Origin of the sequence: Corynebacterium variabile (genome assembly GCF_006539825.1) — a bacterium.
GTDB classification, from domain to species: Bacteria; Actinomycetota; Actinomycetes; order Mycobacteriales; family Mycobacteriaceae; genus Corynebacterium; species Corynebacterium variabile.
Genome location: NZ_BJNT01000013.1, coordinates 103,575 through 126,375, shown reverse-complemented (window position 1 = coordinate 126,375; position 22,801 = coordinate 103,575). Strand labels below are relative to the sequence as shown.

Annotated in this window: 24 protein-coding genes; 20 read left to right on the top strand and 4 right to left on the bottom strand. The window is 68.6% G+C overall.

What is annotated here, in order from left to right; translation table 11 throughout:
* Nucleotides 1–132 precede the first annotated feature (132 nt).
* Complete coding sequence (locus tag CVA01_RS08955) at nt 133–489, top strand: YidH family protein (RefSeq protein WP_244938229.1); 357 nt, start codon at nt 133–135, stop codon at nt 487–489.
* Nucleotides 490–502: 13 nt separating this feature from the next.
* Here CVA01_RS08955 and CVA01_RS08950 read toward each other — a convergent pair whose 3' ends face one another.
* Complete coding sequence (locus tag CVA01_RS08950; protein ID WP_141330146.1) at nt 503–1,399, bottom strand: SDR family oxidoreductase; 897 nt, start codon at nt 1,397–1,399, stop codon at nt 503–505.
* A 129-nt stretch (nt 1,400–1,528) separates the two neighbouring features.
* On the opposite strand from CVA01_RS08950, the gene CVA01_RS08945 reads away from it, so the two are divergent.
* Genes CVA01_RS08945 through deoC form a run of 3 tightly spaced genes read left to right on the top strand, consistent with a single transcriptional unit; the run spans nt 1,529 to nt 3,888 of the window.
* On the top strand, nt 1,529–2,857 hold the full coding sequence (locus tag CVA01_RS08945; RefSeq protein ID WP_141330144.1) for a DUF445 domain-containing protein: 1,329 nt from the start codon (nt 1,529–1,531) through the stop codon (nt 2,855–2,857).
* A gap of 45 nt (nt 2,858–2,902) precedes the next feature.
* Entirely contained in the window at nt 2,903–3,208 is a 306-nt protein-coding gene (locus CVA01_RS08940) for a DUF2516 family protein (protein WP_014011245.1), read from the top strand.
* Nucleotides 3,209–3,258: 50 nt separating this feature from the next.
* Nucleotides 3,259–3,888 (top strand): deoxyribose-phosphate aldolase, encoded by a 630-nt coding sequence (gene deoC, locus CVA01_RS08935; RefSeq protein ID WP_218024569.1) that lies wholly within the window; start codon nt 3,259–3,261, stop codon nt 3,886–3,888.
* Nucleotides 3,889–3,900: 12 nt separating this feature from the next.
* Here deoC and CVA01_RS08930 read toward each other — a convergent pair whose 3' ends face one another.
* Together CVA01_RS08930 and CVA01_RS08925 are read right to left on the bottom strand one after the other, a co-directional pair.
* A complete protein-coding gene (locus CVA01_RS08930; protein WP_141330140.1) occupies nt 3,901–4,860 on the bottom strand; it encodes an LmeA family phospholipid-binding protein in 960 nt (319 codons plus the stop codon).
* Between the two features lie 214 nt (nt 4,861–5,074).
* Nucleotides 5,075–5,575, bottom strand: a complete 501-nt coding sequence (locus CVA01_RS08925; protein WP_141330138.1) for a DUF2505 domain-containing protein — start codon at nt 5,573–5,575, stop codon at nt 5,075–5,077.
* Nucleotides 5,576–5,598: 23 nt separating this feature from the next.
* Between CVA01_RS08925 and CVA01_RS08920 the strand changes: the two genes are divergently transcribed.
* From CVA01_RS08920 to CVA01_RS08895, 6 genes are all read left to right on the top strand, one after another.
* Entirely contained in the window at nt 5,599–6,783 is a 1,185-nt protein-coding gene (locus tag CVA01_RS08920; RefSeq protein ID WP_073884645.1) for a UDP-N-acetylmuramate dehydrogenase, read from the top strand.
* Nucleotides 6,784–6,797: 14 nt separating this feature from the next.
* Complete coding sequence (gene mshA, locus CVA01_RS08915; RefSeq protein WP_141330137.1) at nt 6,798–8,123, top strand: D-inositol-3-phosphate glycosyltransferase; 1,326 nt, start codon at nt 6,798–6,800, stop codon at nt 8,121–8,123.
* A 42-nt stretch (nt 8,124–8,165) separates the two neighbouring features.
* Nucleotides 8,166–8,768 (top strand): type III secretion system chaperone family protein, encoded by a 603-nt coding sequence (locus CVA01_RS08910; protein WP_014011239.1) that lies wholly within the window; start codon nt 8,166–8,168, stop codon nt 8,766–8,768.
* A 301-nt stretch (nt 8,769–9,069) separates the two neighbouring features.
* The gene (locus tag CVA01_RS08905) at nt 9,070–9,825 is read left to right on the top strand and encodes a phosphoglyceromutase (RefSeq protein ID WP_141330135.1); all 756 of its coding nucleotides are present in this window, start codon (nt 9,070–9,072) and stop codon (nt 9,823–9,825) included.
* A 3-nt stretch (nt 9,826–9,828) separates the two neighbouring features.
* The gene (locus CVA01_RS08900; RefSeq protein WP_141330133.1) at nt 9,829–11,124 is read left to right on the top strand and encodes a sensor histidine kinase; all 1,296 of its coding nucleotides are present in this window, start codon (nt 9,829–9,831) and stop codon (nt 11,122–11,124) included.
* Nucleotides 11,125–11,135: 11 nt separating this feature from the next.
* Nucleotides 11,136–11,852: a winged helix-turn-helix domain-containing protein gene (locus CVA01_RS08895; RefSeq protein ID WP_141330131.1), complete on the top strand. Its 717-nt coding sequence runs from the start codon at nt 11,136–11,138 to the stop codon at nt 11,850–11,852.
* Between the two features lie 2 nt (nt 11,853–11,854).
* Here CVA01_RS08895 and CVA01_RS08890 read toward each other — a convergent pair whose 3' ends face one another.
* Nucleotides 11,855–12,811, bottom strand: a complete 957-nt coding sequence (locus CVA01_RS08890) for a DUF3109 family protein (RefSeq protein ID WP_141330129.1) — start codon at nt 12,809–12,811, stop codon at nt 11,855–11,857.
* 109 nt (nt 12,812–12,920) lie between these two features.
* Here CVA01_RS08890 and CVA01_RS08885 point away from each other — a divergent pair, with 109 nt between their 5' ends.
* From CVA01_RS08885 to CVA01_RS08840, 10 genes are all read left to right on the top strand, one after another.
* Nucleotides 12,921–13,877, top strand: a complete 957-nt coding sequence (locus CVA01_RS08885; protein ID WP_141330127.1) for a Ppx/GppA family phosphatase — start codon at nt 12,921–12,923, stop codon at nt 13,875–13,877.
* Between the two features lie 172 nt (nt 13,878–14,049).
* Nucleotides 14,050–15,144 carry a hypothetical protein gene (locus tag CVA01_RS08880; RefSeq protein WP_141330125.1) on the top strand — a complete coding sequence of 365 codons (1,095 nt, stop codon included), beginning with the start codon at nt 14,050–14,052 and terminating at the stop codon, nt 15,142–15,144.
* A 71-nt stretch (nt 15,145–15,215) separates the two neighbouring features.
* Nucleotides 15,216–16,061, top strand: a complete 846-nt coding sequence (gene proC, locus CVA01_RS08875) for a pyrroline-5-carboxylate reductase (RefSeq protein ID WP_041630221.1) — start codon at nt 15,216–15,218, stop codon at nt 16,059–16,061.
* Between the two features lie 198 nt (nt 16,062–16,259).
* Nucleotides 16,260–16,460, top strand: coding sequence for a helix-turn-helix domain-containing protein (locus tag CVA01_RS08870; RefSeq protein WP_014011231.1), 201 nt, complete (start codon nt 16,260–16,262; stop codon nt 16,458–16,460).
* A gap of 254 nt (nt 16,461–16,714) precedes the next feature.
* Nucleotides 16,715–16,816, top strand: a complete 102-nt coding sequence (locus CVA01_RS08865; RefSeq protein WP_003855542.1) for a 30S ribosomal protein bS22 — start codon at nt 16,715–16,717, stop codon at nt 16,814–16,816.
* A 308-nt stretch (nt 16,817–17,124) separates the two neighbouring features.
* Nucleotides 17,125–17,424: a glutaredoxin family protein gene (locus tag CVA01_RS08860; RefSeq protein WP_141330123.1), complete on the top strand. Its 300-nt coding sequence runs from the start codon at nt 17,125–17,127 to the stop codon at nt 17,422–17,424.
* A 230-nt stretch (nt 17,425–17,654) separates the two neighbouring features.
* Nucleotides 17,655–19,040, top strand: coding sequence for a glutamyl-tRNA reductase (locus CVA01_RS08855; RefSeq protein ID WP_141330121.1), 1,386 nt, complete (start codon nt 17,655–17,657; stop codon nt 19,038–19,040).
* Nucleotides 19,037–20,047 (top strand): hydroxymethylbilane synthase, encoded by a 1,011-nt coding sequence (gene hemC / locus CVA01_RS08850; RefSeq protein WP_141330119.1) that lies wholly within the window; start codon nt 19,037–19,039, stop codon nt 20,045–20,047. Before CVA01_RS08855 ends, hemC begins: the two co-directional genes overlap by 4 nt.
* A gap of 79 nt (nt 20,048–20,126) precedes the next feature.
* Nucleotides 20,127–21,941, top strand: coding sequence for a uroporphyrinogen-III synthase (locus CVA01_RS08845; protein WP_014011227.1), 1,815 nt, complete (start codon nt 20,127–20,129; stop codon nt 21,939–21,941).
* Nucleotides 21,942–22,037: 96 nt separating this feature from the next.
* Nucleotides 22,038–22,793 (top strand): ATP-binding cassette domain-containing protein, encoded by a 756-nt coding sequence (locus CVA01_RS08840; protein ID WP_141330117.1) that lies wholly within the window; start codon nt 22,038–22,040, stop codon nt 22,791–22,793.
* Nucleotides 22,794–22,801 lie beyond the last annotated feature (8 nt).

Here is a 22,801-nt window from a genome sequence, read left to right as displayed (position 1 = left end):
GGCCCGCACCACCCTTTCGGGTGGTGCGGGCCTCCGGCGTTCCGTGCGATCATGGAGACAAGACGCGGATATCGGCGGATACCACCACCGACCACACCACTACCGCGTCTGTTTCCGGAGAAGGAGGACGCCATGTCACTCATGAAGGAGAACAAGAAGAAGCGTGTCGCCGTCATCAACGGCGAGCCGGTGTACCTGGACGGCTACGTCCCCAGCAGCTGGGACTCGCATCATTCGTCCCTCATGCAGGGGTGGACCTGGATCGGCATGGGCGTGATCCTCTCGTCGCTCGCCGGTTTCGGCGTGGCCATTTTCGGCTTCACATCCGCAGGGTTCGGCGGTAGCCCGGTCAGTCAGCCTGACGGCAACGTCATCGGCGTGATCGGCCTGATCGTCGGGGTGCTGATGCTCGCCTACGGTGGTTGGTCCATCCACCACGGCAGGGCCGCGTACCGCCGCTACAAGGAGTCCACCGGCCGCGTGCAGTAGAGGGGAGGCCCCGCTACGGGCTGGTCTGACCGCCGTTGACGTGGATTGTCGATCCCACGACGTAGCTGGACTCGGGCGACGTCAGGAAGACATAGGCGGGAGCGAGTTCGGTCGGCTGACCGGCGCGTCCCAGCGGGGTGTTCTTCCCGAACTCCGGCAGTGCCTCGACCGGTTGCCCCTGCGCGGGCTGCAGCACCGTCCAGATCGGCCCCGGTGCCACGGCATTCACCCGGATCCCCTCGGGCGCCAGTTCCTGGGCCAGGGCCTTCGAGAAGTTGTTGATCGCGGCCTTCGTCGCCGCGTAGTCCATGATGTGCGGTGACGGGTCGTAGGCCTGGATGGATGTGGTGTTCACGATCGTGGACCCGGGTTCCAGGTGGGGCAGGGCAGCCTGCGTGACCCGGAACATCGCGTGGATGTTGGTCTCGAAGGTCTCGTGCCGCTGCTCGTCAGTGACATTCGCGAACCCCTCCACGGCGATCTGGCGCCCGGCATTGTTCACCAGAGCGTCCAGCCCGCCGAGCCGGTCGACAGCCTCCTCGACGATCCGGGACGCGGTCTCCGGTTCGGAGAGGTCTCCGGGCAGCAGTACGGCGGTGCGTCCCGCAGTCTCGATGATCTCGGCGACATGCCGGGCGTCCTCCTCCTCGGAGGGCAGGTAGTTGATGGCGACATCCGCGCCTTCCCGGGCGAAGGCGACGGCGACTGCGGCGCCGATGCCGGAGTCGCCACCGGTGATCAGTGCCCGGCGTCCTTGCAGGCGCCGGGTACCGCGGTAGGTCTCCGCGCCGATGTCGGGCGTCGGGATCATCTCAGACTCCAGGCCGGGTTCGGGCTGGGACTGCTCCGGTGCGTCGATCGACGGGTAGCGGTGGGCCGGGTCGATGAAGGTGAGTTGGTCGTGGGTCATCTGGGGATCCTCCCTGGTGTGTGGTGGGCCATCGAGACTACGGACCGACGCTGTGTATGTCATGTATGTCAGCTGCGACGACCGCCCTGTGGGCGTCTCCGCCGTGTTCGGGGGATACTGGACAGCACAATGAGCACTGCACACGACCCCCACGTCGATCCCCGGGTCGACCCCACGAGCACCGTCCCCGGCCCGTCGCCCGAGACAGAGGCAGAACGACGCGCCGACCTGCGCCGCCACAAGCGGATCGCCACCGGTCTGCTGGTCCTCGCGACCCTGATCTACCTCTTCTGCCGCTGGCTGGAGGCCACCGGACGCGACGCCGGCTGGACCGGCTATATCCGCGCCGCCAGCGAGGCCGGGATGGTCGGCGCACTGGCCGACTGGTTCGCCGTCACCGCCCTGTTCCGTCACCCGCTGGGTATCCCGGTGCCGCACACCGCGATCATCAAGCAGAAGAAGGACCAGGTCGGCCACGCCCTCAGCGAGTTCGTGGGCGAGAACTTCCTCAACGCCACGCTCATCTCGCGCAAGCTCTCGGAGGCCCACATCCCTGAGCGCGCCGCAGACTGGGTGCTGGACCAGGGCGGGGCTGAGCGGACAGGCAAGGAGGCCGGACGCCTCGTCGATCTGATCGTCAACGGGATCGACCCCGCCGAGGCGGAGCAGCTGCTGCGCACCCTGATCATCGACAAGGCCGCCGAACCCGCCTGGGGCCCGCCGCTGGGCCGGGCCCTGGAACAGCTCATCGCGGAAGGACGCGTCGAGCCCGCGGTGGACGCCGTCGTCATCTGGCTGGACGATAAGGCGACCTCCAGCGGGGATCTCGTCGCCCGACTCGTCGACGAGCGCACCCCGTCCTGGGCGCCGAGGTTCGTCCGGGAACTTGTCGGTGACAAGGTGCAGAAGGAACTCATCGCCTTCACCGGTGACGTCCGCGCCGACCCCGACCACGAGGCCCGGCACGCGATCCGCCGTTTCCTCCACCAGCTCGCCCAGGATCTCCAGCACGACGGGGCGATGATCACCCGCGTGGAGGACCTCAAGGCGGACATCCTCGCGTCCGCGCCGGTCCAGGGGCTGCCGGCGTCGGTGTGGGAGAACGTGCGCGCCACGCTCACGGACATGGCCCGCGACCCGGAGTCCCTGCTGCGCCGCAAGATCGTCGACTGGATCACCGAGTTCGCCACCCGCGTACGCGAGGAACCGGAACTGCGCGCAGACCTGGAACGACGCATCGTCGGGGCGGCGTCCTACCTGGCGGACAACTACGCCGGCGAGGTGACCGGCATCATCGGCGAGACCGTCGAGCGGTGGGACGCCGACGAGGCCAGCGACCGGATCGAGCTGATGGTCGGCAAGGATCTGCAGTTCATCCGGGTCAACGGTACCGTCGTCGGCTCTCTCGCCGGGCTGCTGATCTACTCGCTCTCGGAACTGGCCTTCGGTCTGTTCTGAGCGCCGTGCTGAGCAGGCGCGCGCACCACGGTAGGCTGGACAACCATGAGTAACCCGGTGGCCTACGGATTCGACGCCCTCGCCTATCTTCTGCTGTTCATCCAGCTCGTGATCGTCATTCTGGCGGTCGTGGGCGCGATCCAGACCGCGATGACCAGGGAGGACGCCTTCTACGTCATCGACCGGAAGAAGATGAACTGGATCGGCGCACTGGCAGGCTCCGCGGCGGCGATTCTGCTGCTCGCCCCGCTGGGCGTCGGCTTCGTGTGGATCATCGCCGCGGTCGTCGTCGGTGTGTACTGGCAGGACGTCCGCCCGGGCATCCGCGAGGTCCTGGGGAACGCCCAGTGACCGGGGCCGGCACCGGACCGGTTCCCTCGCGTGCACAGGTCGCCGCGGTCATGGACGCCACACTGCTCAAGCCCGAGGCGTCGCACGCCGATGTCGACGCTCTCGTGGCGGACGCCGCCCGGCTGGGCTGCGGTGCGGTGTGTGTCTCCCCGTCGATGCTGCCGCTGCGCGACGTGCCGGCGTCTCTTCTGGTCGCCACTGTCGTCGGCTTCCCCTCGGGCAAGCACCACCCGCTGATCAAGGCGAGTGAGGCGCGGCTGGCGGTCTCCAACGGGGCCCACGAGATCGACATGGTCATCGACATCGCCAATGCTCTGGCCGGGGACGCGAATGCGCTGATCAGTGAGATCGTCACCGTGCGTGAGGCGGTGCCCGCACCGGTGACGCTGAAGATCATCCTCGAGTCCGCGTTGCTCGATGACGAGCAGCTTCGGACCGCCTGCCGGGCTGCAGCGACAGCCGGTGCGGACTTCGTGAAGACCTCCACCGGGTTCCACCCGGCCGGCGGTGCTTCGGTGGACGCCGTGCGCATCATGGCCGAGGAGGTCGGCGGACGCCTGGGGGTCAAGGCGTCCGGGGGGATCCGCGGCTGGGACACCGCCGTCGCGATGATCCAGGCGGGGGCCACCCGGCTCGGCGTCTCCTCCGCAGAGGCGGTCCTCGCCGGCGCGCCTGCCTGACTGCCCTGACCGTCAGGCGCCGGCCAGCGTGGCGTCGGTGCTGGCGTCCACCTCGGAGGCGAGGTCGTCGACCTTCATGTCGGTGCCGTGCAGTCGGACCTTGAGGCCGTCCGCCGTGACCGAGGCGTCGGTGACCTCCAGGTTCTCCGTCTCCTCGATGGTCTGGGTCAGCGAGTCCGAGAGGTCACCGACCAGGGAGTCCGGCATGCTCATCCCGAGGATCTTCATGTCTGCGACCTCGAAGGACATCTTCCCGTCGGTGACGGTCGGCGTCATCGACAGAGTGGCGAGGCCACTGCTGATCTCGATGTCGAGGGTGCCGGTCTCCTCGTTCGTGGTGACGCCGGTGATCTGGATCAGTCCGGACAGGAGGTCGCCTGCGCCGCCGTCGTCGGCTGCCTGGTCGCCGCCTTCCTCGGACATGGACTTCTGGAGGACCGCGAGCAGGTAGTCCTGGGGGAGGACCGTGTCGAGCGTGAGGTCACCGATCACCGGGTCGTCGCCGGTGATCTCCATGTCCTTGGCGTTCATGGTGGCGGCCGGCTGGCCGGTGACGACCGGCCTGGACCGGTCACTGTCCTCGTAGCTGATGTCGAGGCTCGAGGGCAGGTCGACGGTCACCCGCGAGAGCTTGCCCTGGGCCAGGCCGAGCAGCATCGGCGAGGCACCGAAGCTGACGTCCGGGTCGCCGGAGAGCTCGATGCCCTGTTCCGCCGAGGAGTCGCGCATTTCATCGGCGATCTGCCCCTTGAGGTAGAAGCGCAGGCCGAACTCCGCGGCGGCGAGGAGCAGCAGGATGACGACGACCACGGTGACGAGGATCTTGACGGCCTTGTTGCCGCGGCGCTTCCCGGCGGTCCTGCGTCCACTCCCGGTGGCGGCACCGTCGGTTGCGTCGGTGCCGGGGTAGCCGGTCGGGGCGTCGGCAGGACGGCCCCAGCTGTCAGAGGATGCGTTGGATGCGTGAGTCACAGCGTCCAGTGTGGCCTACGGGGTGAGCCTGCGGCCAGTGGGGTAGCGGGTGAGGGTGTCGATTGTCGGGGAATCAGCGAGCGCCTGCCAGTGAACGGACAGGTGCACCACCTCACCAACGCTCAGAAAACCCGCTGCCTCTGCACCGGTATCAGGGGAACCGGGGGAGCAGAAGCGACGGGTCGGGAACGTGGTAGGGGGTGGGGAAGAGGACTCAGGCGTTCTCGGAGATCCATTTCTCGACGAGGGCTGCCTCGTTGACGAGGATGTCCTTGACGGCGTCGGCGACCTTGGGCTCGATGACCGCACCGATCATCGGGATCGTCACGTCGACATCGGCCTCGGCCTCGAGTGTGGAGACACCGTTCTCCTCGAAGAGGGTCAGCTCGGCGGTGAACTTCACCGGGGCACCCTTGATCTCGGCGGACATTTCGCCGTTGGAGACACCGTCGTTGAGCGGCTCGAAGGAGATGACGCGCTTCAGCTTGAGGCTCTGGGAGACCATGGAGCGTACCGCCTCGGGCAGTGCGTCGGTGGGCAGGACCTCGAAGAGGGTGACCTCGATGCCGTTGTCAGCGGAGAAGGAGTTGACCTCGCCCGGCTCGTCGGAGAGGTGCTGGGCGTCGTACTCCCAGTACGCGCGATCGCTGAGGGCTGCGAACACCTTCTCGACCGGTGCGTTGACCGAGGCCGAGGTTTCGATGTGAGTAGTCATGCGAACAGACTACGGTAAACGTCGTGAGTTCTGCTGACCCCCTCCCTCGTCCCGTGCCCGATGCCCTTCCCGCATCACTGTCCGCCACCCCCGGTGTGCGCCCGACAGACGCCACCTTCGCCGATCTGACCACCCTGCGTGTCGGAGGTCGACCGGCGGCGACCGTGGAGTGCGCCACGCCCGACGCCCTGGCCTCCGCTGTCCGCTCCCTGGATGATGCCGGCGTCCCCCTTCTGGTGGTCGGGGGCGGCTCCAACCTCGTGGTCGGCGACGAGGTCGACGGTCTTGTCGCGGTCGTCGCCGTCACCGACGAACAGCCCACCGTCGTCGGGGAGGACGCCACGTCCGTCATCGTCCGCGCGTCCGCCGGCACGGTCTGGGACTGCCTGGTCGCCTGGTCGGTGCAGCACACCTACGGCGGCCTGGAGTGCCTCTCCGGTATCCCGGGCACCGTCGGGGCGTCCCCGGTACAGAACATCGGTGCATACGGAGCGGAAGTCTCCGGCCTGCTGCAGCGCGTCCAGCTGCTCGACCGCACGAGCGGCGAACTCGCCTGGGTCACCCCGGACACCCTCGACCTGTCCTACCGCTACTCGAACCTGAAGTTCACCGCCCGTGGCGTGGTCACCGCAGTCGAGTTCCGGCTGACGACCGACGGCCTCTCGGTGCCGCTGCGTTTCGGTGAGCTGGCGCGACGACTCGGCGTCACCGAGGGGGAGGACCACCCGCGGCGTCCGGTCGCCGAGGTGCGTGAGGCGGTGCTTGCGCTCCGCGCGGGCAAGGGCATGGTCCTCGACGACGCCGACCACGACACCTGGTCCGCCGGTTCCTTCTTCACCAATCCAGTCGTCACCGGGGAGGACGCCCGGGACGCTGTCACCGCCAGGGTCGCCGACCACTGCGGGGCCGCGGCGGTGGAGGGCATGCCGTGCTATCCGGCAGGTACCGACACCGACGGTCGTCCGCAGTTCAAGTTCTCCGCCGCGTGGCTCATCGAACGCGCCGGCTTCCCGAAGGGCTGGAAGATCCGGGAGGACGCACCGGCCGGCCTCTCGACGAAGCACACGCTGGCCCTGACGAACCGGGGGTCGGCGTCCTCGGAGGACATTGTCGAGCTCGCCACCGCGGTGCGCGACGGGGTGCGCGAGGTCTTCGGGGTGTCGCTGGTTCCTGAGCCGGTGTGGATCGGCGTGACCCTTCAGGACTGACTAGTATCCGGTGCATGCGCGTCGCGATGATTTCCATGCACACCTCCCCGCTGGAGCAGCCGGGTATCGGGGATGCCGGGGGGATGAACGTCTACGTCCGGAACGTCGCCTCGCACCTGGCGTCGCACGGGGTGGAGGTGGATGTGTTCACCCGCGCCACCCGGGCCTCGCAGGGCGAGGTCGTGGAGGTGGAGCCGGGATTCCGCGTCATCAACTGTGTCGCCGGGCCGTTCGAGGGGCTGGCCAAAGAATCACTGCCGACGCAGCTCACCGCCTTCACCGGCTCGGTCATCGCCTTCGTGCGGGCCGAGGCGGCCCGCCGCAGCGATGTGCCGGAGACGGCCTGCACCCGCACCGGGGCCGGGATCTACGACCTGATCCACACCCACTACTGGCTGTCCGGACAGGTCGGCTGGCTGCTGCGTGACCTGTGGGGCGTTCCGCTCGTGCACACCGCGCACACCTGGGCGGCGGTGAAGAACCTGGGCCTGGCCGACGGCGACACCCCGGAGCCGGAGTCCCGACGCATTTGTGAGCAGCAGATCATCGACAACGCCGACCGGATCATCGTGAACACCGACGAGGAGTCCGCCGCGATCACCGCCGCCTACGACGCCGACCCTGAGCGACTGGCCATCGTCGCGCCGGGTGTGGACATCGAGCGGTTCACCCCGGGGTCGGACCGGGCGACCGAGCGGGCGCGCCGTGAACTCGGCATCCCGCTGCGCGCGAAGGTCATCGCCTTCATCGGACGTCTCCAGATGCTCAAGGGCCCGCACATCCTGCTGCGCGCCGCCGCCGAGCTGATCCGCCGCCACCCGGGTCAGAACATCCGCGTGGTGATCTGCGGTGGACCGTCGGGAACCGGACTGGAGCGCCCTGATGAGCTGCACGATCTGGCGGCGGAACTGGGGGTGACCGGCTACGTGAGGTTCCTGTCGCCGCGTCCGCCGGAGGAGCTGGTGACCGTCTACCAGGCCGCGGACATCATCGCGGTGCCGAGCTACAACGAATCCTTCGGGCTGGTGGCGCTGGAGGCGCAGGCGTCGGGTACCCCGGTCGTGGCGGCGCGGGTCGGAGGGCTGCCGTTGACGGTCACCGAGGGCGAGTCCGGACTGCTCGTCGACGGACACGACCCGTCGGTGTGGGCAGAGGCCCTCGAAAAGCTGGTCATCGACGATGACGTGCGGATCGCCATGGGTGCCGCAGCGCCCGCACATGCGGCGGTCTATTCGTGGGACGCCACGGTCGAGCGGATGCAGGCCGTCTACGACCGGGCACTGGGCGACGGCGCGGCGGAGTCGTCGGACCGGGTTCCGCACGGCGTGCCGCTGCACTGATTCCGGCGCCCGGATCCGGCGCCCGGGGGTAAGTTCGGAGCCATGGAACTTGCTGATCTGACCTCATTGCTGGACGCTGCACTCGGAGGCCCGGAGGGTGATCCGGAGACTGGAGGGACGGGATACACCCTCTCCAACGGGGTGGCCGCGGTCGTGCTGCCGGGGGAGGCGCGGCTGAAGACGAACACCCTGTTCATCCCGCAGGACAACGGTGTGCGGGTCGAGGCGTTCGTCTGCCGTGCCGTCGAGGAGAACCATGCCGACGTGTACCGGATGCTGCTGCAGCACAACCGGAAGGCCTTCGGCGTGCATTACACGCTGGACAACAACTCGGACATCTACCTGGCCGGACAGTTCACGGATGCGCTGACCGCCGATGACGTGCAGCGGATCCTGGGACAGGTGCTGGAACTCGCCGACGGTGACTTCAACCGGATCCTCGAGCGGGGATTCGAGAGCTCGATCCGCCGCGAGTGGGAGTGGCGGCTCAAGCGGGGGGAGTCGACCCGCAATCTCGAGGCGTTCCAGAAGCTGCGTCCTGCGGAGGACGCTGCGAGGGAGGACGCTGCGTCCTCCGACTCCCCGGCGTCCTCCCCGTCGGCCGCGACCCCCGGCCCCGGCGCCCCGGCCCCGCCGACCAGCTGACCTGTCGCTGTTGTGAGCCGTCACTGGAAAGTGTTACCAGTTCCGACCGGTAAGACTTTTCGCGACCTGCGGAAATGTCACTTTATGACTCGGGTAGCTGGTAAAACTTTTCGGTATCGGCCACAGCAGGTCTGCAGCGTCCGCGTTCGGGCCCCGACCGGTCCCTGCCGCCACCACCGTCCGCCCGCCCGTCCCACGCAACGGGAACACCAGGCCGCATCCCGGGAAACTCGCGGTGAAGACGGGTGAATCCCGGTCCTCGCCGCTGTACCCCCACCACACCCGTGGCACAATGAAGGCCATGAGCAACGACAACAAGGGCACACTGATCCTGCTCCGTCACGGGCAGAGCCAGTGGAACGCCTCCAACCAGTTCACCGGATGGGTCGACGTCGACCTCACCGACCAGGGTCGCGCCGAGGGTGCCAACGCCGGCAAGCTCATCGCCGAGGCCGGCCTCGAGCCCGGCATCCTGTACACCTCGCTGCTGCGTCGTGCGATCACCACCGCGCACCTCGCCCTGGATGCCGCCGACCGCCTCTGGATCCCCGTGATCCGCGACTGGCGACTCAACGAGCGTCACTACGGTGCGCTGCAGGGTCTCGACAAGGCCGAAACCAAGGAGAAGTACGGCAACGACCAGTTCATGGCATGGCGTCGCAGCTACGACACCCCGCCGCCCGAACTGGAGGACGATTCCGAGTACTCCCAGGCCGGCGACCCGCGCTACGCCGGTATCGAGAACCCGCCGCGCACCGAGTGCCTGCTCGACGTCGTCAAGCGCTTCGTCCCCTACTTCACCGTCGAGATCCTCCCGCGCCTCGAGTCCGGCGAGACCGTCATGGTCGCCGCCCACGGCAACTCGCTGCGCGCCCTGGTCAAGCACCTCGACAACATCTCCGACGAGGACATCGCCGGCCTGAACATCCCGACCGGCATTCCGCTGGTCTACCGGTTCGCCGCCGACGGCTCCGTCACCAACCCCGGTGGCGAGTACCTCGACCCGGCGGCCGCTGAAGCCGGTGCCGCCGCCGTCGCCGCACAGGGCGGCAAGTAGCCGATGATGGGGACGCCGGCAGCACTGGTTCTCGGCGTCCTTCTGGGGGTCCTGGTCACCGCGGGGGTGGCGGTCATTGTCGCCGTGCTGCGGCGTCGGGCCAGGGAGCGGCGTGCCCGCGAGGAGCGCGAGAAGCGTGAGGCGCACCGGCAGCTGTCGACCATCGCGCAGGTGATGCACTTCGCCGTCGATGCCGCGCCCGCCGCAGTGGCGGTCGTCGACACCCGGCAGGACGTCATCCTCGGCAACCGTATGGCCGAGAACCTCGGTGTCGTCGTGGAGCGCGCCCTCGTGCCGGAAGTGTGGCGCCTGGTGGAGCTCGTCTTCGACGACGGCGACAGCCGGGAACTGGTCCACAGTCCGACCCATGCCGGCTTCCGCGACCGGCCGGTGTTCTCGGTGCTGGTCCGCGCACAGCCGCTGACCTCGGCCGATGACCGCTTCGTGGTGGTCTACGCCTGGGACAATTCGGAGAATGTGCGGATGGAGTCCGCCCGCCGCGACTTCGTGGCGAACGTCTCCCACGAACTCAAGACACCCGTCGGGGCGATCTCCCTGCTGGTTGAGGCGCTGGTCGAATCCGGCGACGACCCCGCGGCTGTCGGACACTTCGGCGCACGGCTGCAGCGGGAGACCACCCGCATGTCGACGATGATCGGCGAGCTCATCAACCTGTCGAAGCTGCAGGGGGCGGCGTCCCTCCCCGATCCGGCGCCGGTGGAGGTGGACGACGTCATCGAGGCCGCCGTCGGGCGCAACCGGGAGGCCGCCGAGATGCACGGCATCGAGCTGAAGACGGACGCGCCCTCGGGCGCCCGCCTGCTCGGCGACGAGAATCTCCTGGTCACCGCGGTGGCGAACCTCATCGCCAACGCGGTGAACTATTCACCGGAGGAGACCCCGGTCTCGGTGAGCCGGGCGGTGAAGGGTGAGTCGGTGGTCATCCGCGTCACCGACCACGGCATCGGTATCGCGCCGGAGGACCAGCAGCGCGTCTTCGAACGGTTCTTCCGCGTCGACCAGGCCCGCTCGCGGGCGACCGGCGGCACCGGCCTGGGGCTGGCGCTGGTCAAGCACACGGTCATCAACCACGGCGGGAACGTCTCCCTGTGGTCGCGGCCGGGCACCGGGTCCACGTTCTCGTTGGAGTTCCCCGTCTTCCGGGAGGACGCTGCCCCCGAACCCGATGAAGTTCCCGATCAGGAACGACTGACCGCCACGGACCGGGTAGGTGAAGCCCAGATGAACACCCGACGAAGTCACGGTGAGACAGCGGACGCCCCGGGAAACTCCACCTAGACTCGGTGGACGTGAACGATACGTCGCACGTCCTCATCGTCGAAGATGAGGAGTCCCTCTCCGAGCCCCTGGCCTTCCTCCTCGAACGGGAAGGTTTTACTGTCACGACCGCGGCCGACGGACCGTCCGCCCTGGACCGGTTCGCCGCCGCCGAGTCCGGCGCCTCGCCGACCGGCCCGGTCGACATCGTCCTGCTGGACCTCATGCTCCCGGGCATGTCCGGCACAGAGGTGTGCCGCGAACTGCGGTCGACCTCCTCGGTGCCGGTGATCATGGTGACCGCCCGTGACAGTGAGATCGACAAGGTCGTCGGCCTGGAACTCGGCGCCGACGACTACGTCACCAAGCCCTACTCGGCCCGTGAGCTCATCGCCCGGATCCGCGCGGTCCTGCGCCGCGGCGGCGAGGCGGAGAACGCGGAGGACGCCACCTCGGTGATCTCCGGTGGCCGGGTGACGATGGATATCGAACGTCATGTGGTGACGGTCGCGGGGGAGGAGGTCGCCCTGCCGCTCAAGGAGTTCGACCTGCTGGAGTACCTGCTGCGCAACGCCGGCCGGGTGCTGACCCGCGCCCAGCTCATCGACCGGATCTGGGGCTCGGACTACGTGGGGGACACCAAGACCCTCGACGTCCATGTCAAGCGTCTTCGCGGGAAGATCGAGGAGGACCCGTCCTCGCCGGTCCAGCTGCTCACGGTCCGGGGGCTGGGCTACAAGTTCGCCTGAGGCTACCCGCGCTGCCGCGCGGCGACCGTCGCCGGGTGGATGCTCAGCAGCGGCAGTCCGGAGGGGGAGATCCCGCCGGTCAACGGCTGCGGCAAAGACGCCACCAGCTCCTCCCGCGCCCGGCAGTGCTCCGCGAGCAGTGCATAGGCTTCTGCACCGATGAGTTCGGTGAGTTCCTCCGCGCAGCTCTCCCACAGGCCGGTCGAGCCGGTGTGGCAGCCGGGGTCCGAGGTGCAGTACCAGTCGAAGTCCTCGCCGCCCTCACCCCAGCCGCGCCGGGTGTACTCGGTGACAGTGGTGCGCAGCATCTCGCGTCCGTCCGGGGTGGTCTCCCAGTCCTCCAGGCGGCGCAGCGGCAGCTGCCAGCACACCTCGGGCTTGGCGACGGTCACCGGCACATCATGACGCAGCGCCCAGCCGTGCAGTGCACACCCCGCACCCCCCGTGAATCCGGCGCGGTTTGCGAAGACACAGGCGCCCCGCAGGACGCGGGTCTTCAGTGCAGGTTGGGTCTCGCCGGTCTCCTCGTCATCCAGCTCGTCCCACACCAGCCACGGTTCGGGTCCGGCCTCGCCACCGTTGTCGTCGGGGGCGGCGTCCTCCCCGAGAGCGAGAACCTCGCCGCGCAGCTGCCAGTCCTCGTCGGTGAGCCGGGACGCGATCTCGGTGAGCGCGTCGTTGTCGTCCTCGTCGGTGAGGAAGGCGCCGTGGACACAGCAGCCGACATCGGGGTTCGCCGCGTCTATGCCGTGGCAGGCGTCGGTGCCGAACCGGCAACGGTAGGTGGAGGTCAGCCAGGTGAGATCCACCTGGATGATGTGCTCCGGATCGGCGGGGTCGATGAATTCGAGCCATTCGCGGGGGTGCCCGTCGGGAAGCTCCCGGCCGGCACGGATCGACAGGTCGGCGGGGGTCCCGTCGGGGAATCCGGTGGAGGCAATCTGTTCCGGGGCAGTCACCTCTCCACTGTAACGCCGGGGTGGTCAGCGGCGAACTCTGCGGCATCTCCGGTCATTCCTGTGCCTCACGACACACGGGGACGGGGGCGGAACCGCTATTCTGGACGGCGTGCGATTAGGCGTCCTGGATGTGGGAAGTAACACGGTCCATCTTGTTGTGGTGGACATGGCCCCCGGCGGTCCCCCGACCCCGATGAGCAACTGGAAGACCCCGATGCGTCTTGTCGAGTACCTCGACAAGGACGGTGCCATCACCGGCAAAGGGGCGAAGAAGCTCATCAAGGGTGTCGGTCTGGCCCGCGAGATGGCCGAGCAGTTCCACTGTGATGAGCTGCTGCCCTTCGCCACGTCGGCGGTGCGGTCGGCGACCAACGGTGAGAAGGTGCTCGACGCGGTGGAGAAGGAGACGGGCGTCCGTCTGAACATCCTCTCCGGTGCCGATGAGGCGAAGCTGACGTTCCTCGCGGTGCGCCGCTGGTACGGCTGGTCCGCCGGTCGGATCTGTGACCTGGACATCGGCGGTGGCTCGCTCGAGATGTCCGTCGGTGTCAATGAGATGCCTGATGTCGCCGAGTCCGTGAACCTCGGTGCCGGTCGGTTGACCCACGACTGGTTCGAGACGGACCCGCCGAAGAAGAAGGAGATCAAGGCGCTCGCCGAGTACATCGACGACACGCTCGCCGAGCCGGTGAAACTGCTGCGGGACGCCGGCCCGGTCGATCTCGCCGTCGGTACCTCGAAGACCTTCCGGATGCTGGCCCGACTCACTGGTGCGGCGCCGAGCTCGGCCGGCCCACGGGTGCGTCGTGTGCTCACCCAGGCCGGTCTGCGTCAGCTGACCTCGTTCATCTCACGGATGACTGCGGCGGACCGGGCGGAACTGGAGGGCGTCAGCGCCGACCGTTCCCACCAGATCGTCGCCGGTGCGCTCGTGGCGGAGGCGGCGATGCGTCACCTGGGTATCGAGCAGCTGCAGATGTGCCCGTGGGCGCTGCGTGAGGGCGTGATTCTGCGTCGGGCGGATGCCGGGGAAGGGGTGTCCGGGAGTTTCCGGATCGACGACTGACCCCGTCCCGTGCAGTCGGGCGGGGGCAGTGAATCTGCTGCGAATGTCGGCGGGTGTGCCGGATGTGGTGTGAGTTGTGATTCGGCAACTGTAGAGTGTCTCCTGTAGTACCTCTCCGCCCGGTGTCACGCGCCGGCCGGTGGGGTGGGACGGAGACTGATGGGATTCAAGGATGAGTGAGAAGCTGACGGTCGCGGAGCTGCTGGCCCGCAATGCCAGAGAAGGAGGACGCAATGCCTCCGACCGGCCCCGTCGACGCCGCAACCTCGACGATGGCGGAGTCTCCGTCTCTGAACTGACCGGTTCGATTCCCGTCGTCAAGATCGACGACGAGGACGGTCAGGGCGAGGCTGCGGAAGGCGCCGGGAACACCGCGGACGCGGAGAGCGTCGTCGCCGGTGCCACTGGGACTCCGGAGGGTGCCGTCGCCGAGCGGCACGGTGGCCACGAGGCCGATGACCCGGAGGAGGCTGAAGCGCCTGAGGCGTCTGAGGCGTCTGGGGCGTCTGAGTCCCATGAGGGCTTTGATGAGCAGTCCACGATCGTCCAGGCTGTTGTCCCGGATTCCCTGCTCACCAGTGCCAACCCCTCGGGTGAGTTCGTGGCTGTGGACTCCGAGGACGCCGAGGCCGTCAACGGTGACGCCGCGGAAGAGGACACTGCCGACGCCGCCGACACTGCCGACGCTGACGACACAGTCGCTGCTGACGCCGACGTCGTCGAGGGCGAGGTTGTCGACGACGACACCGACGCCACTGACATCGACGATGCAGCTGACGCAGACAAGGTCGACGCGCCAGACGAGGCCGATGACCTGGCCGTCGTCGCATCCGCCGGTGCGGGTGCCACCGCAGGTGCAGGCGACCTCGCGGCGTCCTCCCTCGCGGAGCCGGAGGCGGACCGTGCGTCCGCCGCAGTGCCTGCCGCAGTGCCTGCCGAGGCGCCCGCTGCGGCCGCGTCGAAGAAGACCCGTGCCCCGAAGGACGACGAGATCGTCGAGTACGAGGACGACACCGTCTCCTGGCCCGCAGTGGTCGCCCAGTCGGCCGCCGCGGTCATCCTCGGCGTCCTCATCTTCTTCGGATTCACTCTCCTGTGGGACAACCTCGGCACCGTTCTGGTGCTCGTGATGGCCCTCGTGGTGACCTGTGTCTGCGTCGGCGTGGTGCACTCCCTGCTGCGTCACCGCGACACATTGCTGCTGGTCCTGACCTTTGTCGTCGGCATCGCCCTGACGGTCGGGCCACGCCTGATCATGTCGATCTGACCCGGACGCGGCACAGGGCCGTGTCCTCCCCGGGTGGCAGTGAGGTGGTGCCACCTGGCACGCTGGGGGGTATGACCAAAATTGCAATTATCGGCGGCGGAAACATCGGTGAGGCCCTGGCCTCCGGACTCGTGGCGGACACGTCCGGTGCGGCGGCGGAGGTCTCGGCGTCCGATGTGACCGTCGTCGACCCGTATGCACCCCGCCTCGACTATCTCCGCGAGACCTACGGTCTCGCCACCACCGATGACGCCACCGAGGCCGCCACCGAGGCGGACATCGTCGTCATCGCGGTGAAGCCGTACCTCGTCTCCACCGTCCTCGAGCAGATCGCCTCCACCATCGACGCCAACGACACGGAGACGGTCATCGTCTCCGTCGCCGCCGGCGTCACCCTGGCCACCATGGAGGCTGCGCTGGCCGCCGGTGTGCCGGTCGTCCGCGTCATGCCGAACACCCCGATGCTCGTCGGTAAGGGCACCAGTGCGGTCGCCGGTGGCCGTTTCGCCCGCGATGAGCAGGTTGAGACCGTGCGTGGGCTCATGGAGGCCGTCGGTACCGCCGTGACCGTCGGTGAGAAGGACATGGACGCCGTGACGGCCGTCTCCGGTTCCGGCCCGGCCTACGTCTTCCTCGTCGCGGAGGCGATGATCGAGGCCGGCGTGCAGCTCGGTCTGACCCGTCCGGTCGCCGCCCAGCTGGCCGCCGGCACCCTCGAGGGCGCGTCCGCGATGCTGGTGAAGGGCGACAAGTCCGCCGCCGAGCTCCGTGGCAACGTCACCAGCCCCGGCGGAACCACCGCCGCCGCCGTCCGTGGCCTGGAGGAGAACGGGATCCGCAAGGCTTTCTACCAGGCCATGGAGGCCTGCGCCGAGCGTTCCGCAGAGCTCGGTCGTCCGTCCTCCGACGAAGACTGACCTGCTTTTTCGCTCCGGTGGATGACCACGGCACCCCCGCCAGACCCCCCTGTCTCGTGAGTATCACGGGTGTCATTCATCCCTTCGTATCCCACAAGTCACACAGATAACGCTAGTATGGTCCCAGCGCACCGTTGTGACTGTTTCTGCAGGAGGGGAAGCCTGCAGCGCACGGAGGCGTCGTAAGGATGGAACACTATGGCAAGTAACGACAGCGGAGCATTCCTGACCGTCGCTGAGGTCGCTGATCTCATGCGCGTCTCGAAGATGACCGTGTACCGGCTCGTCCACTCCGGCGAGCTGCCGGCTGTGCGGGTGGGCCGGTCCTTCCGCGTTCACGAGCAGGCCGTCGAGGAATACCTCGGTGCGTCGATCTACAACGCGGACCAGGCGGGCTGATTCCACCCACGCCGCCACCCCGGGCTGAGGCCCCGGACCCCTCCTGTACCGGTGTTCGCACCGAGTTAGAGGAGGGGTCTTTTTGTCCCCGGCGTATGCGGGCGATAGAGTAGGGACCATTCGTGTCGGTTCGGTCTCGGAATGGTCCTTGCCGCTACCGATCGTCTGCGGAGACTCCTTGCGGGGTCGCCGGTTCCGGGCGGTCGGGTACCGATCACAGTTGTCCGTTACCGAATCATTGACGAGGAGGACCTATGGGTTCCGTCATCAAGAAGCGTCGCAAGCGCATGTCGAAGAAGAAGCACCGCAAGATGCTTCGCCGTACCCGCGTTCAGCGGCGGAAGCTCGGCAAGTAGAAAGCCGCCGGCCGTAGGGTCGGTTGCTTTCTCGCCAGCAGCAGGAAGGCGTGGTCCCCGGATTACCGGGGGCTGCGCCTTCCGGCGTTTCCGGGGCCGGGTTCCGTGGCAGCGCTCTCTGCAGGGTGGCAGCTGCAAGTGTCGCCGACGGGCCTTCGGGTGACATTTGCCGCTGCCACGGTGCGGTTACCGCTGCCATAACCGGGCCCCGGCCTGTCAGCGGGCGATGTCCGCTGCTCCTGCCTTGTCACGGGTTCCCCACCCGCTCGACCTGCGACCAGGTGTGATCGGCGACTAGGCTCTGCGTCGTGAGCACCTACCCCGTCGACCCCGCGCAGCCCGCCAACCATGCCGACCGCCCGGTCACCGTCACCCTCCTGGTCCGCAGCACCTGTGGTTCGTGCGCGAGGGTCCGGGAGCAGATCACGCCGCTGTGTGTGGATCTGCATGCTGACCTCGACGTTGTCGATGTCGACGGGGAGACGTCACTGGCCGTCGAGTTCGGGGACCGCGTCCCGGTGGTTCTCGTCGACGATGAGGAGGTCGCCTGCTGGGAGATCGACGACGACGAACTGGTGGACGCCGTCACCGCCGCGAGAGCACGCTGATCCGGAGCAACCTGACACCGGAGCCCTGACTGAAGCCCCTGCGCAAATGCGGGCACCGTCCACGCCGCGCGGGGCTGCACCATATACATCACACACCCGCACGCTTTGGTCATCGGGGGGTGGAACAGATACCGTAGATATCCGTTGACACCATTGGAGCCCGCCGGCCCCGGCGGAGTCCCAATGAATTCATACGCGTCGAATTATGACACACAGGAGGCGGAACGCCCATGGCTGGACTGGGTATCACCGGGCCCGCAGCTGTCCTCCTCGTCGGACTGTCCTTCCGCTCCGCACCCGTGCCGGTGCTGGAGAAGGCGTCCGCCGCAGCCGCTGACCTGGCCTCACTGGAGCAGGACATGCTCGACGGCGACTGCGTCACCGAGGCTCTGGTCCTCTCCACCTGTAACCGCATGGAGTTCTACGTCGCCACCACGGCGTTCCACCCTGCGCTCGACCATGTCGTCGAGACCGTCGCCTTCCATGCGGGTATCCCTGCGACCGACCTGGAGCCCTACCTCTACGTCCGCTACGCCGACAAGGCCGCCGAGCACATGCTCACCGTCGCCTCCGGTCTGGATTCGATGGTCATCGGCGAGCAGCAGGTCATCGGCCAGCTCCGCTCGGCCTACCAGACCGCCGACGCGAACGGCACCGTCGGAAGCACCCTCCACGAGCTCACCCAGCGTGCCCTGCGCACCGGCAAGCGCGTCCACTCCGAGACCGAGGTGGACGTCGCCGGATCGTCGATGGTGAGCTTCGCGCTTGATCACGCACTGTCCGAGCTCGGCGCCACAGACATGGTCGGTCGCCGTGCCCTCGTCGTCGGCGCCGGCGCGATGGCCTCTCTCGCGTCCACCTGGCTCGGCCGGGCGGGCGTGGAGCACGTCACCGTGGCGAACCGGACGCTGAGCCGCGCCGAGAACCTCGCCGACCATGCCCGCCAGGCGGGTGTGGCGGCCTCCGCCGTGCCATTGACCGGGATTCCGGGCGTCCTCGCAGGTGTCGATGTCGTGGTGTCCGCCACCGGCGCCGTCGGCACGGTCCTCTCCGGTGAGGACATCGCCGGAGCCCAGGCCAGCCACCCGCACCGCATGGTGCTCGTGGACCTGTCCATGCCGCGTGACATCGATGACGCGGTCACCGAGGCCGGCGACCAGATCCGCCTGCTGAACATCGAGGAGCTCACCACCCTGGCCGGTGACGGCACCAGGGACGAGGCCGCCGCCCGCGCCGTCGTCGCAGGTGAGCTCTCCGAGTACCTCGAGCAGGTACGCGTCCAGTCGGTCGTCCCGACGGTCAAGGCCCTGCGCCAGCGCGCCTCCGACGTCATCGACGACGAGATCGGCCAGCTGATCCGCCGGACCCCCGGCATGAGCGACCAGGACCGTGCCGAGGTGACCCGCACCGTCCGCCGCGTGGTCGACAAGATCCTCCACACCCCGACGGTCCAGGTGAAGAAGCTCGGTTCCGCCGACGGCGTGAACTACGCCGAGGCCCTCGCCGTCCTGTTCAACCTTCCTGCCGGGTCCTCGGCACCCGTCTCCCGTTCGCTGGAGCCCGGGGACGCCGGACTCGCACGGATCGGCAACATGCTTTCCGGAGAGGCCTCATGACCCGCACTCTTCTCATCGGCACCCGGGCGTCGGCCCTGGCGTCGACCCAGACCGGCATGGTGCGCGACGCCCTGGTCGACAACGGTGCGACCGCCGACCTCCACTTCGTGCACACACCGGGGGACGCGTCCCAGAAGGCGCAGACCCCGGTGTCCCGCATCGGTGTCGGCGTGTTCACCGAGACCCTCCGCAATGCCCTGGCCGCGGGCGAGTGCGATGTGGCCGTGCACTCCTTCAAGGATCTGCCGACCGCACCGGACCCCCGCTTCATCGCCGTCGTCCCGCCGCGGGTCGATCCGCGGGAGGTCCTCGTCAGCCACGGCAACCTCACCCTGCGTGAACTGCCCACCGGGGCGAAGATCGGCACCGGGGCTCCGCGTCGTGTCTCCCAGATCCGCGCTGTGCGCCCGGACGTCGAGTGCATCAGTATCCGCGGCAACATCGACACCCGTATGGGCCGCGCCGGTGACGGCACGACCAGCACCGTCGTCGAGGGTGGCCCCGGCGATCTCGCCGCTGTCGTCCTGGCGCGTGCAGGGCTGGAGCGGGTCGGTCACCTCGACCACGCCGCCGAGACCGTCGCCGTCACCGACATCATGCCTGCGCCCGCACAGGGTGCATTGTGCGTGGAGGTCCGCGCCGATGACGCGGAGGCGGTCGCCGCGGTCCTCGGGCTCGACGACCCGGCGTCCCACGCCAGGGCCGTCGCCGAGCGCGGCGTGCTCGCCACCCTCGAAGCCGGATGCACCGCCCCGGTCGGTGCCTACTCCGAGTTCGGGACAGCGGAGGACGCCGCCATCCTGACCCTGCAGGCCGGTGCCTTCGCCCTCGACGGGTCGACCCGCGTGGTCCGTGAGGCCTCCGTGACGGTCGACCTGTCCGATGTCGGTGCCGACCCGTTGCATCCCCGGTGGCGTGACGCCGCCAGGGAGCTGGGGCGGACAGTCGGACAGAAACTGCTGGACGCCGGGGCGGCCGAGGTAATCGCCGCCAGCGTTCCGGAGTAGACCCCAGCTCCACACAACTTTTCCTTCCTCCACGACCGGCACGCCGACCGTCGAGGACGCTTCAACGAGAAAGACCCCGATGACCTCTGCCGGTAATGCCCTCGGATACGGACGTGTACTTTTCGTCGGTGCGGGACCAGGCAACCCCGAACTGCTGACCGTCCGTGCCCGCGACATTCTCGAGCACACGGTCCATGCCTGGGTCGACCCTGCCGTGCCCGAGAACGTCCGCTCACTCATCGCGGACGCCGAGCCGGTCTCCGCCGCCAAGCTCGACGCGGCGGAACAGGAGTGGCAGGCCGAGAACGAGGCGGCCAAGGAAGCCGGCAGCCGTCGGCGTCCCGCCCGACCCACCCACGTCACCGCCGCCGAGATCGTCCTCGCGGTCCCCGGCGGGGATTCGGTCAACGCCGCGGCAACCCGCACCTCCGTCGACCTGCCGGACTCGCCGTGCGGTCGCGCCGGTGCCACCGGTCCCGACCTGACGGTCCCGGACCTCACCGCCCAGAGCCTCGCCGCCGACATGGTCGAGATAATCCACAGCGGCGTCAACGTGGTACGTCTCGTGGCAGGTAACCCGGTCGATGACCCGGCTGTGCTGCGTGAGCTGCGTGAGGTCGCCGCCCTCGGCGCCGAGTTCGAGGTCATCCCGGGGATGACCGGCGCGTCGGCGCTGCCCGCCTACAACGGCATCCCCACCGGTGACGGCTACACCGCCGTCGACCTGCGTGGCGGACTGCCCGGTGTCGACTGGTCCGCCGTCGCCGCCGCCCCGAAGCCGCTGATCCTCACGGTCGCCCCCACCGACCTCGCCCCGGTCGCCCGGGAGCTCAAGGGACACGGCGTCCCCGGATCGACCCCGGCGACCGTCACCGTCCACGCGACGACCCGCAAGCAGCGCTCCTGGGATGTCACCCTCGACACCCTGAAGTCGGTTGTCGCCGCCTCCGGTCCGCTGGCCAAGGAGGGTGAGCTGCCGGAGCACCTGGTCGTCACCCTCGGCGCCGCGGCGTCCGGCCGGTCGAAGTACTCCTGGTGGGAGAGCCGCGCGCTCTACGGCTGGAACGTGCTCGTTCCCCGGGCGAAGGCCCAGGCCGGTCCGATGAGCACCCGGCTGGCGTCCCACGGTGCCATCCCGATCGAGGTGCCGACGATCTCCATGGAGCCGCCGCGCAGTCCCGCCCAGATGGAACGGGCTGTCAAGGGCCTGGTCGACGGCCGCTACCAGTGGATCGTCTTCACCTCGGTCAACGCCGTCAACGCGGTGTGGGAGAAGCTCCGCGAGTTCGGCCTCGACGCCCGCGCCCTGGCCGGTGTCTCCGTCGCCGCCGTCGGTGAGAAGACCGCCCAGGCCGTCCGCGACCTCGGCATCACCCCGGAACTGCTGCCGAAGGCGAAGGCCCGCAACGCCGCCGGTCTGGTCGAGGTCTTCCCGCCCTACGACGAGGATCTGGATCCGGTGGACCGTGTGCTGCTGCCGCGCGCCGACATCGCCACCGACACCCTCGTCGACGGTCTCATCGACCTCGGCTGGTCGGTGGAGGACGTCGTCGCCTACCGCACCGTGCGCGCGGCCCCGCCCAGCCAGGACATCCGCGACATGATCAAGTCCGGCGGCTTCGACGCGGTGTGCTTCACCTCCTCGTCGACGGTGAAGAACCTCGTCGGCATCGCCGGCAAGCCGCACACCCGCACGATCATCGCCTGCATCGGCCCGATGGCGGCGAAGACCGCCGAGGAGCACGGGCTGCGCGTCGACGTCATGCCCGAGGTCGCCGGTGTCCCCGAGCTGGTGGACGCCCTGGCCGAGCACGTCGCCGCGCTGCGGGCCGCTGACCAGCTGCCGCCGCCGCGCAAGCGTCGCCGTCGCCGGCGCACCGTGCCTGCCGAGTAGAGGTCCCGATTCCGCCGGACGGCGTGGGCCGGGGGCGTCTGACCCGTATATTGAGGGGCGACAGACACCCGCCCCACCCCGACGAGGAATCACACAGTGACCCAGAGTGACACCACCCGTCCGTCCGTCATCGCCGGGGGGATCGAGGTGACGGGCGAGGAAGGGCCGGTCTTCGGGCCACTGAGCTTCACTCTCGCCCCGGTCGGTCTGACCGTGCTCGGCGGGTCCGGAGGATCAGGACGCACCGCCCTGTCGCTGGTGCTGTCCGGACGCATGAAGCCGACCGCCGGTCAGCTCGAGGTCCTGGGCCACACCGACCGGAAGAGCATCTGGCACCATGTCGCGCTCGCCGGGGTGGAGCAGCTCGACGAGATGCCGCGCTCCGTCCGGGTCCGCGACATCATCACCGAGAACAAGTCCTGGTCCCGCACCTGGCTCAGGCCGGTACGTAAGGCGACCGAGGACGATGTCCGGGACCTCTGCAGTGAGGTCTACGGTTCCCGGGATCTGCCGCCGCTGGACGCCTGGGTCTCCGACCTCTCCACTCTCGACCGGTTGCTGCTGCGGATCTGCCTGGCGCTGCGTCCCTCCCACCACGGGGAGATCCGGATGCTCGTCATGGACGACTTCGAGCAGGTCCGCGAGGCCCGTGACCGGGACATCCTGCTGGGCATCCTCGGCCGGTTCGCCGAGCGGATGCCCGTCGTCCTCAACTCGGTCAACCCCCTGCCGGAGTCCGCTCCGCCACACCAGGTGGTCGTCCTCGACACCTACGGGACGCACATCCGACCCACCCATGACGGCGGTCCGGGTACCGCTCCGTCCACGTCCGACCTCTCCGCCACCCGCTAGAAGAAGGA

Bases quoted from the DNA above. Each gene is read 5' to 3' on its own strand.
- proC (WP_041630221.1), top strand. From the start codon at position 15,216: ATGACCAAAATTGCAATTATCGGCGGCGGAAACATCGGTGAGGCCCTG.
- CVA01_RS08880 (WP_141330125.1), top strand. From the start codon at position 14,050: ATGAGTGAGAAGCTGACGGTCGCGGAGCTGCTGGCCCGCAATGCCAGA.
- deoC (WP_218024569.1), top strand. From the start codon at position 3,259: ATGGACGCCACACTGCTCAAGCCCGAGGCGTCGCACGCCGATGTCGAC.
- CVA01_RS08855 (WP_141330121.1), top strand. From the start codon at position 17,655: ATGGCTGGACTGGGTATCACCGGGCCCGCAGCTGTCCTCCTCGTCGGA.
- CVA01_RS08910 (WP_014011239.1), top strand. From the start codon at position 8,166: ATGGAACTTGCTGATCTGACCTCATTGCTGGACGCTGCACTCGGAGGC.
- CVA01_RS08945 (WP_141330144.1), top strand. From the start codon at position 1,529: ATGAGCACTGCACACGACCCCCACGTCGATCCCCGGGTCGACCCCACG.
- CVA01_RS08900 (WP_141330133.1), top strand. From the start codon at position 9,829: ATGATGGGGACGCCGGCAGCACTGGTTCTCGGCGTCCTTCTGGGGGTC.
- CVA01_RS08940 (WP_014011245.1), top strand. From the start codon at position 2,903: ATGAGTAACCCGGTGGCCTACGGATTCGACGCCCTCGCCTATCTTCTG.
- CVA01_RS08865 (WP_003855542.1), top strand. From the start codon at position 16,715: ATGGGTTCCGTCATCAAGAAGCGTCGCAAGCGCATGTCGAAGAAGAAG.
- CVA01_RS08845 (WP_014011227.1), top strand. From the start codon at position 20,127: ATGACCTCTGCCGGTAATGCCCTCGGATACGGACGTGTACTTTTCGTC.
- hemC (WP_141330119.1), top strand. From the start codon at position 19,037: ATGACCCGCACTCTTCTCATCGGCACCCGGGCGTCGGCCCTGGCGTCG.
- CVA01_RS08950 (WP_141330146.1), bottom strand. From the start codon at position 1,399: ATGACCCACGACCAACTCACCTTCATCGACCCGGCCCACCGCTACCCG.
- CVA01_RS08905 (WP_141330135.1), top strand. From the start codon at position 9,070: ATGAGCAACGACAACAAGGGCACACTGATCCTGCTCCGTCACGGGCAG.
- CVA01_RS08925 (WP_141330138.1), bottom strand. From the start codon at position 5,575: ATGACTACTCACATCGAAACCTCGGCCTCGGTCAACGCACCGGTCGAG.
- CVA01_RS08870 (WP_014011231.1), top strand. From the start codon at position 16,260: ATGGCAAGTAACGACAGCGGAGCATTCCTGACCGTCGCTGAGGTCGCT.
- mshA (WP_141330137.1), top strand. From the start codon at position 6,798: ATGCGCGTCGCGATGATTTCCATGCACACCTCCCCGCTGGAGCAGCCG.
- CVA01_RS08955 (WP_244938229.1), top strand. From the start codon at position 133: ATGTCACTCATGAAGGAGAACAAGAAGAAGCGTGTCGCCGTCATCAAC.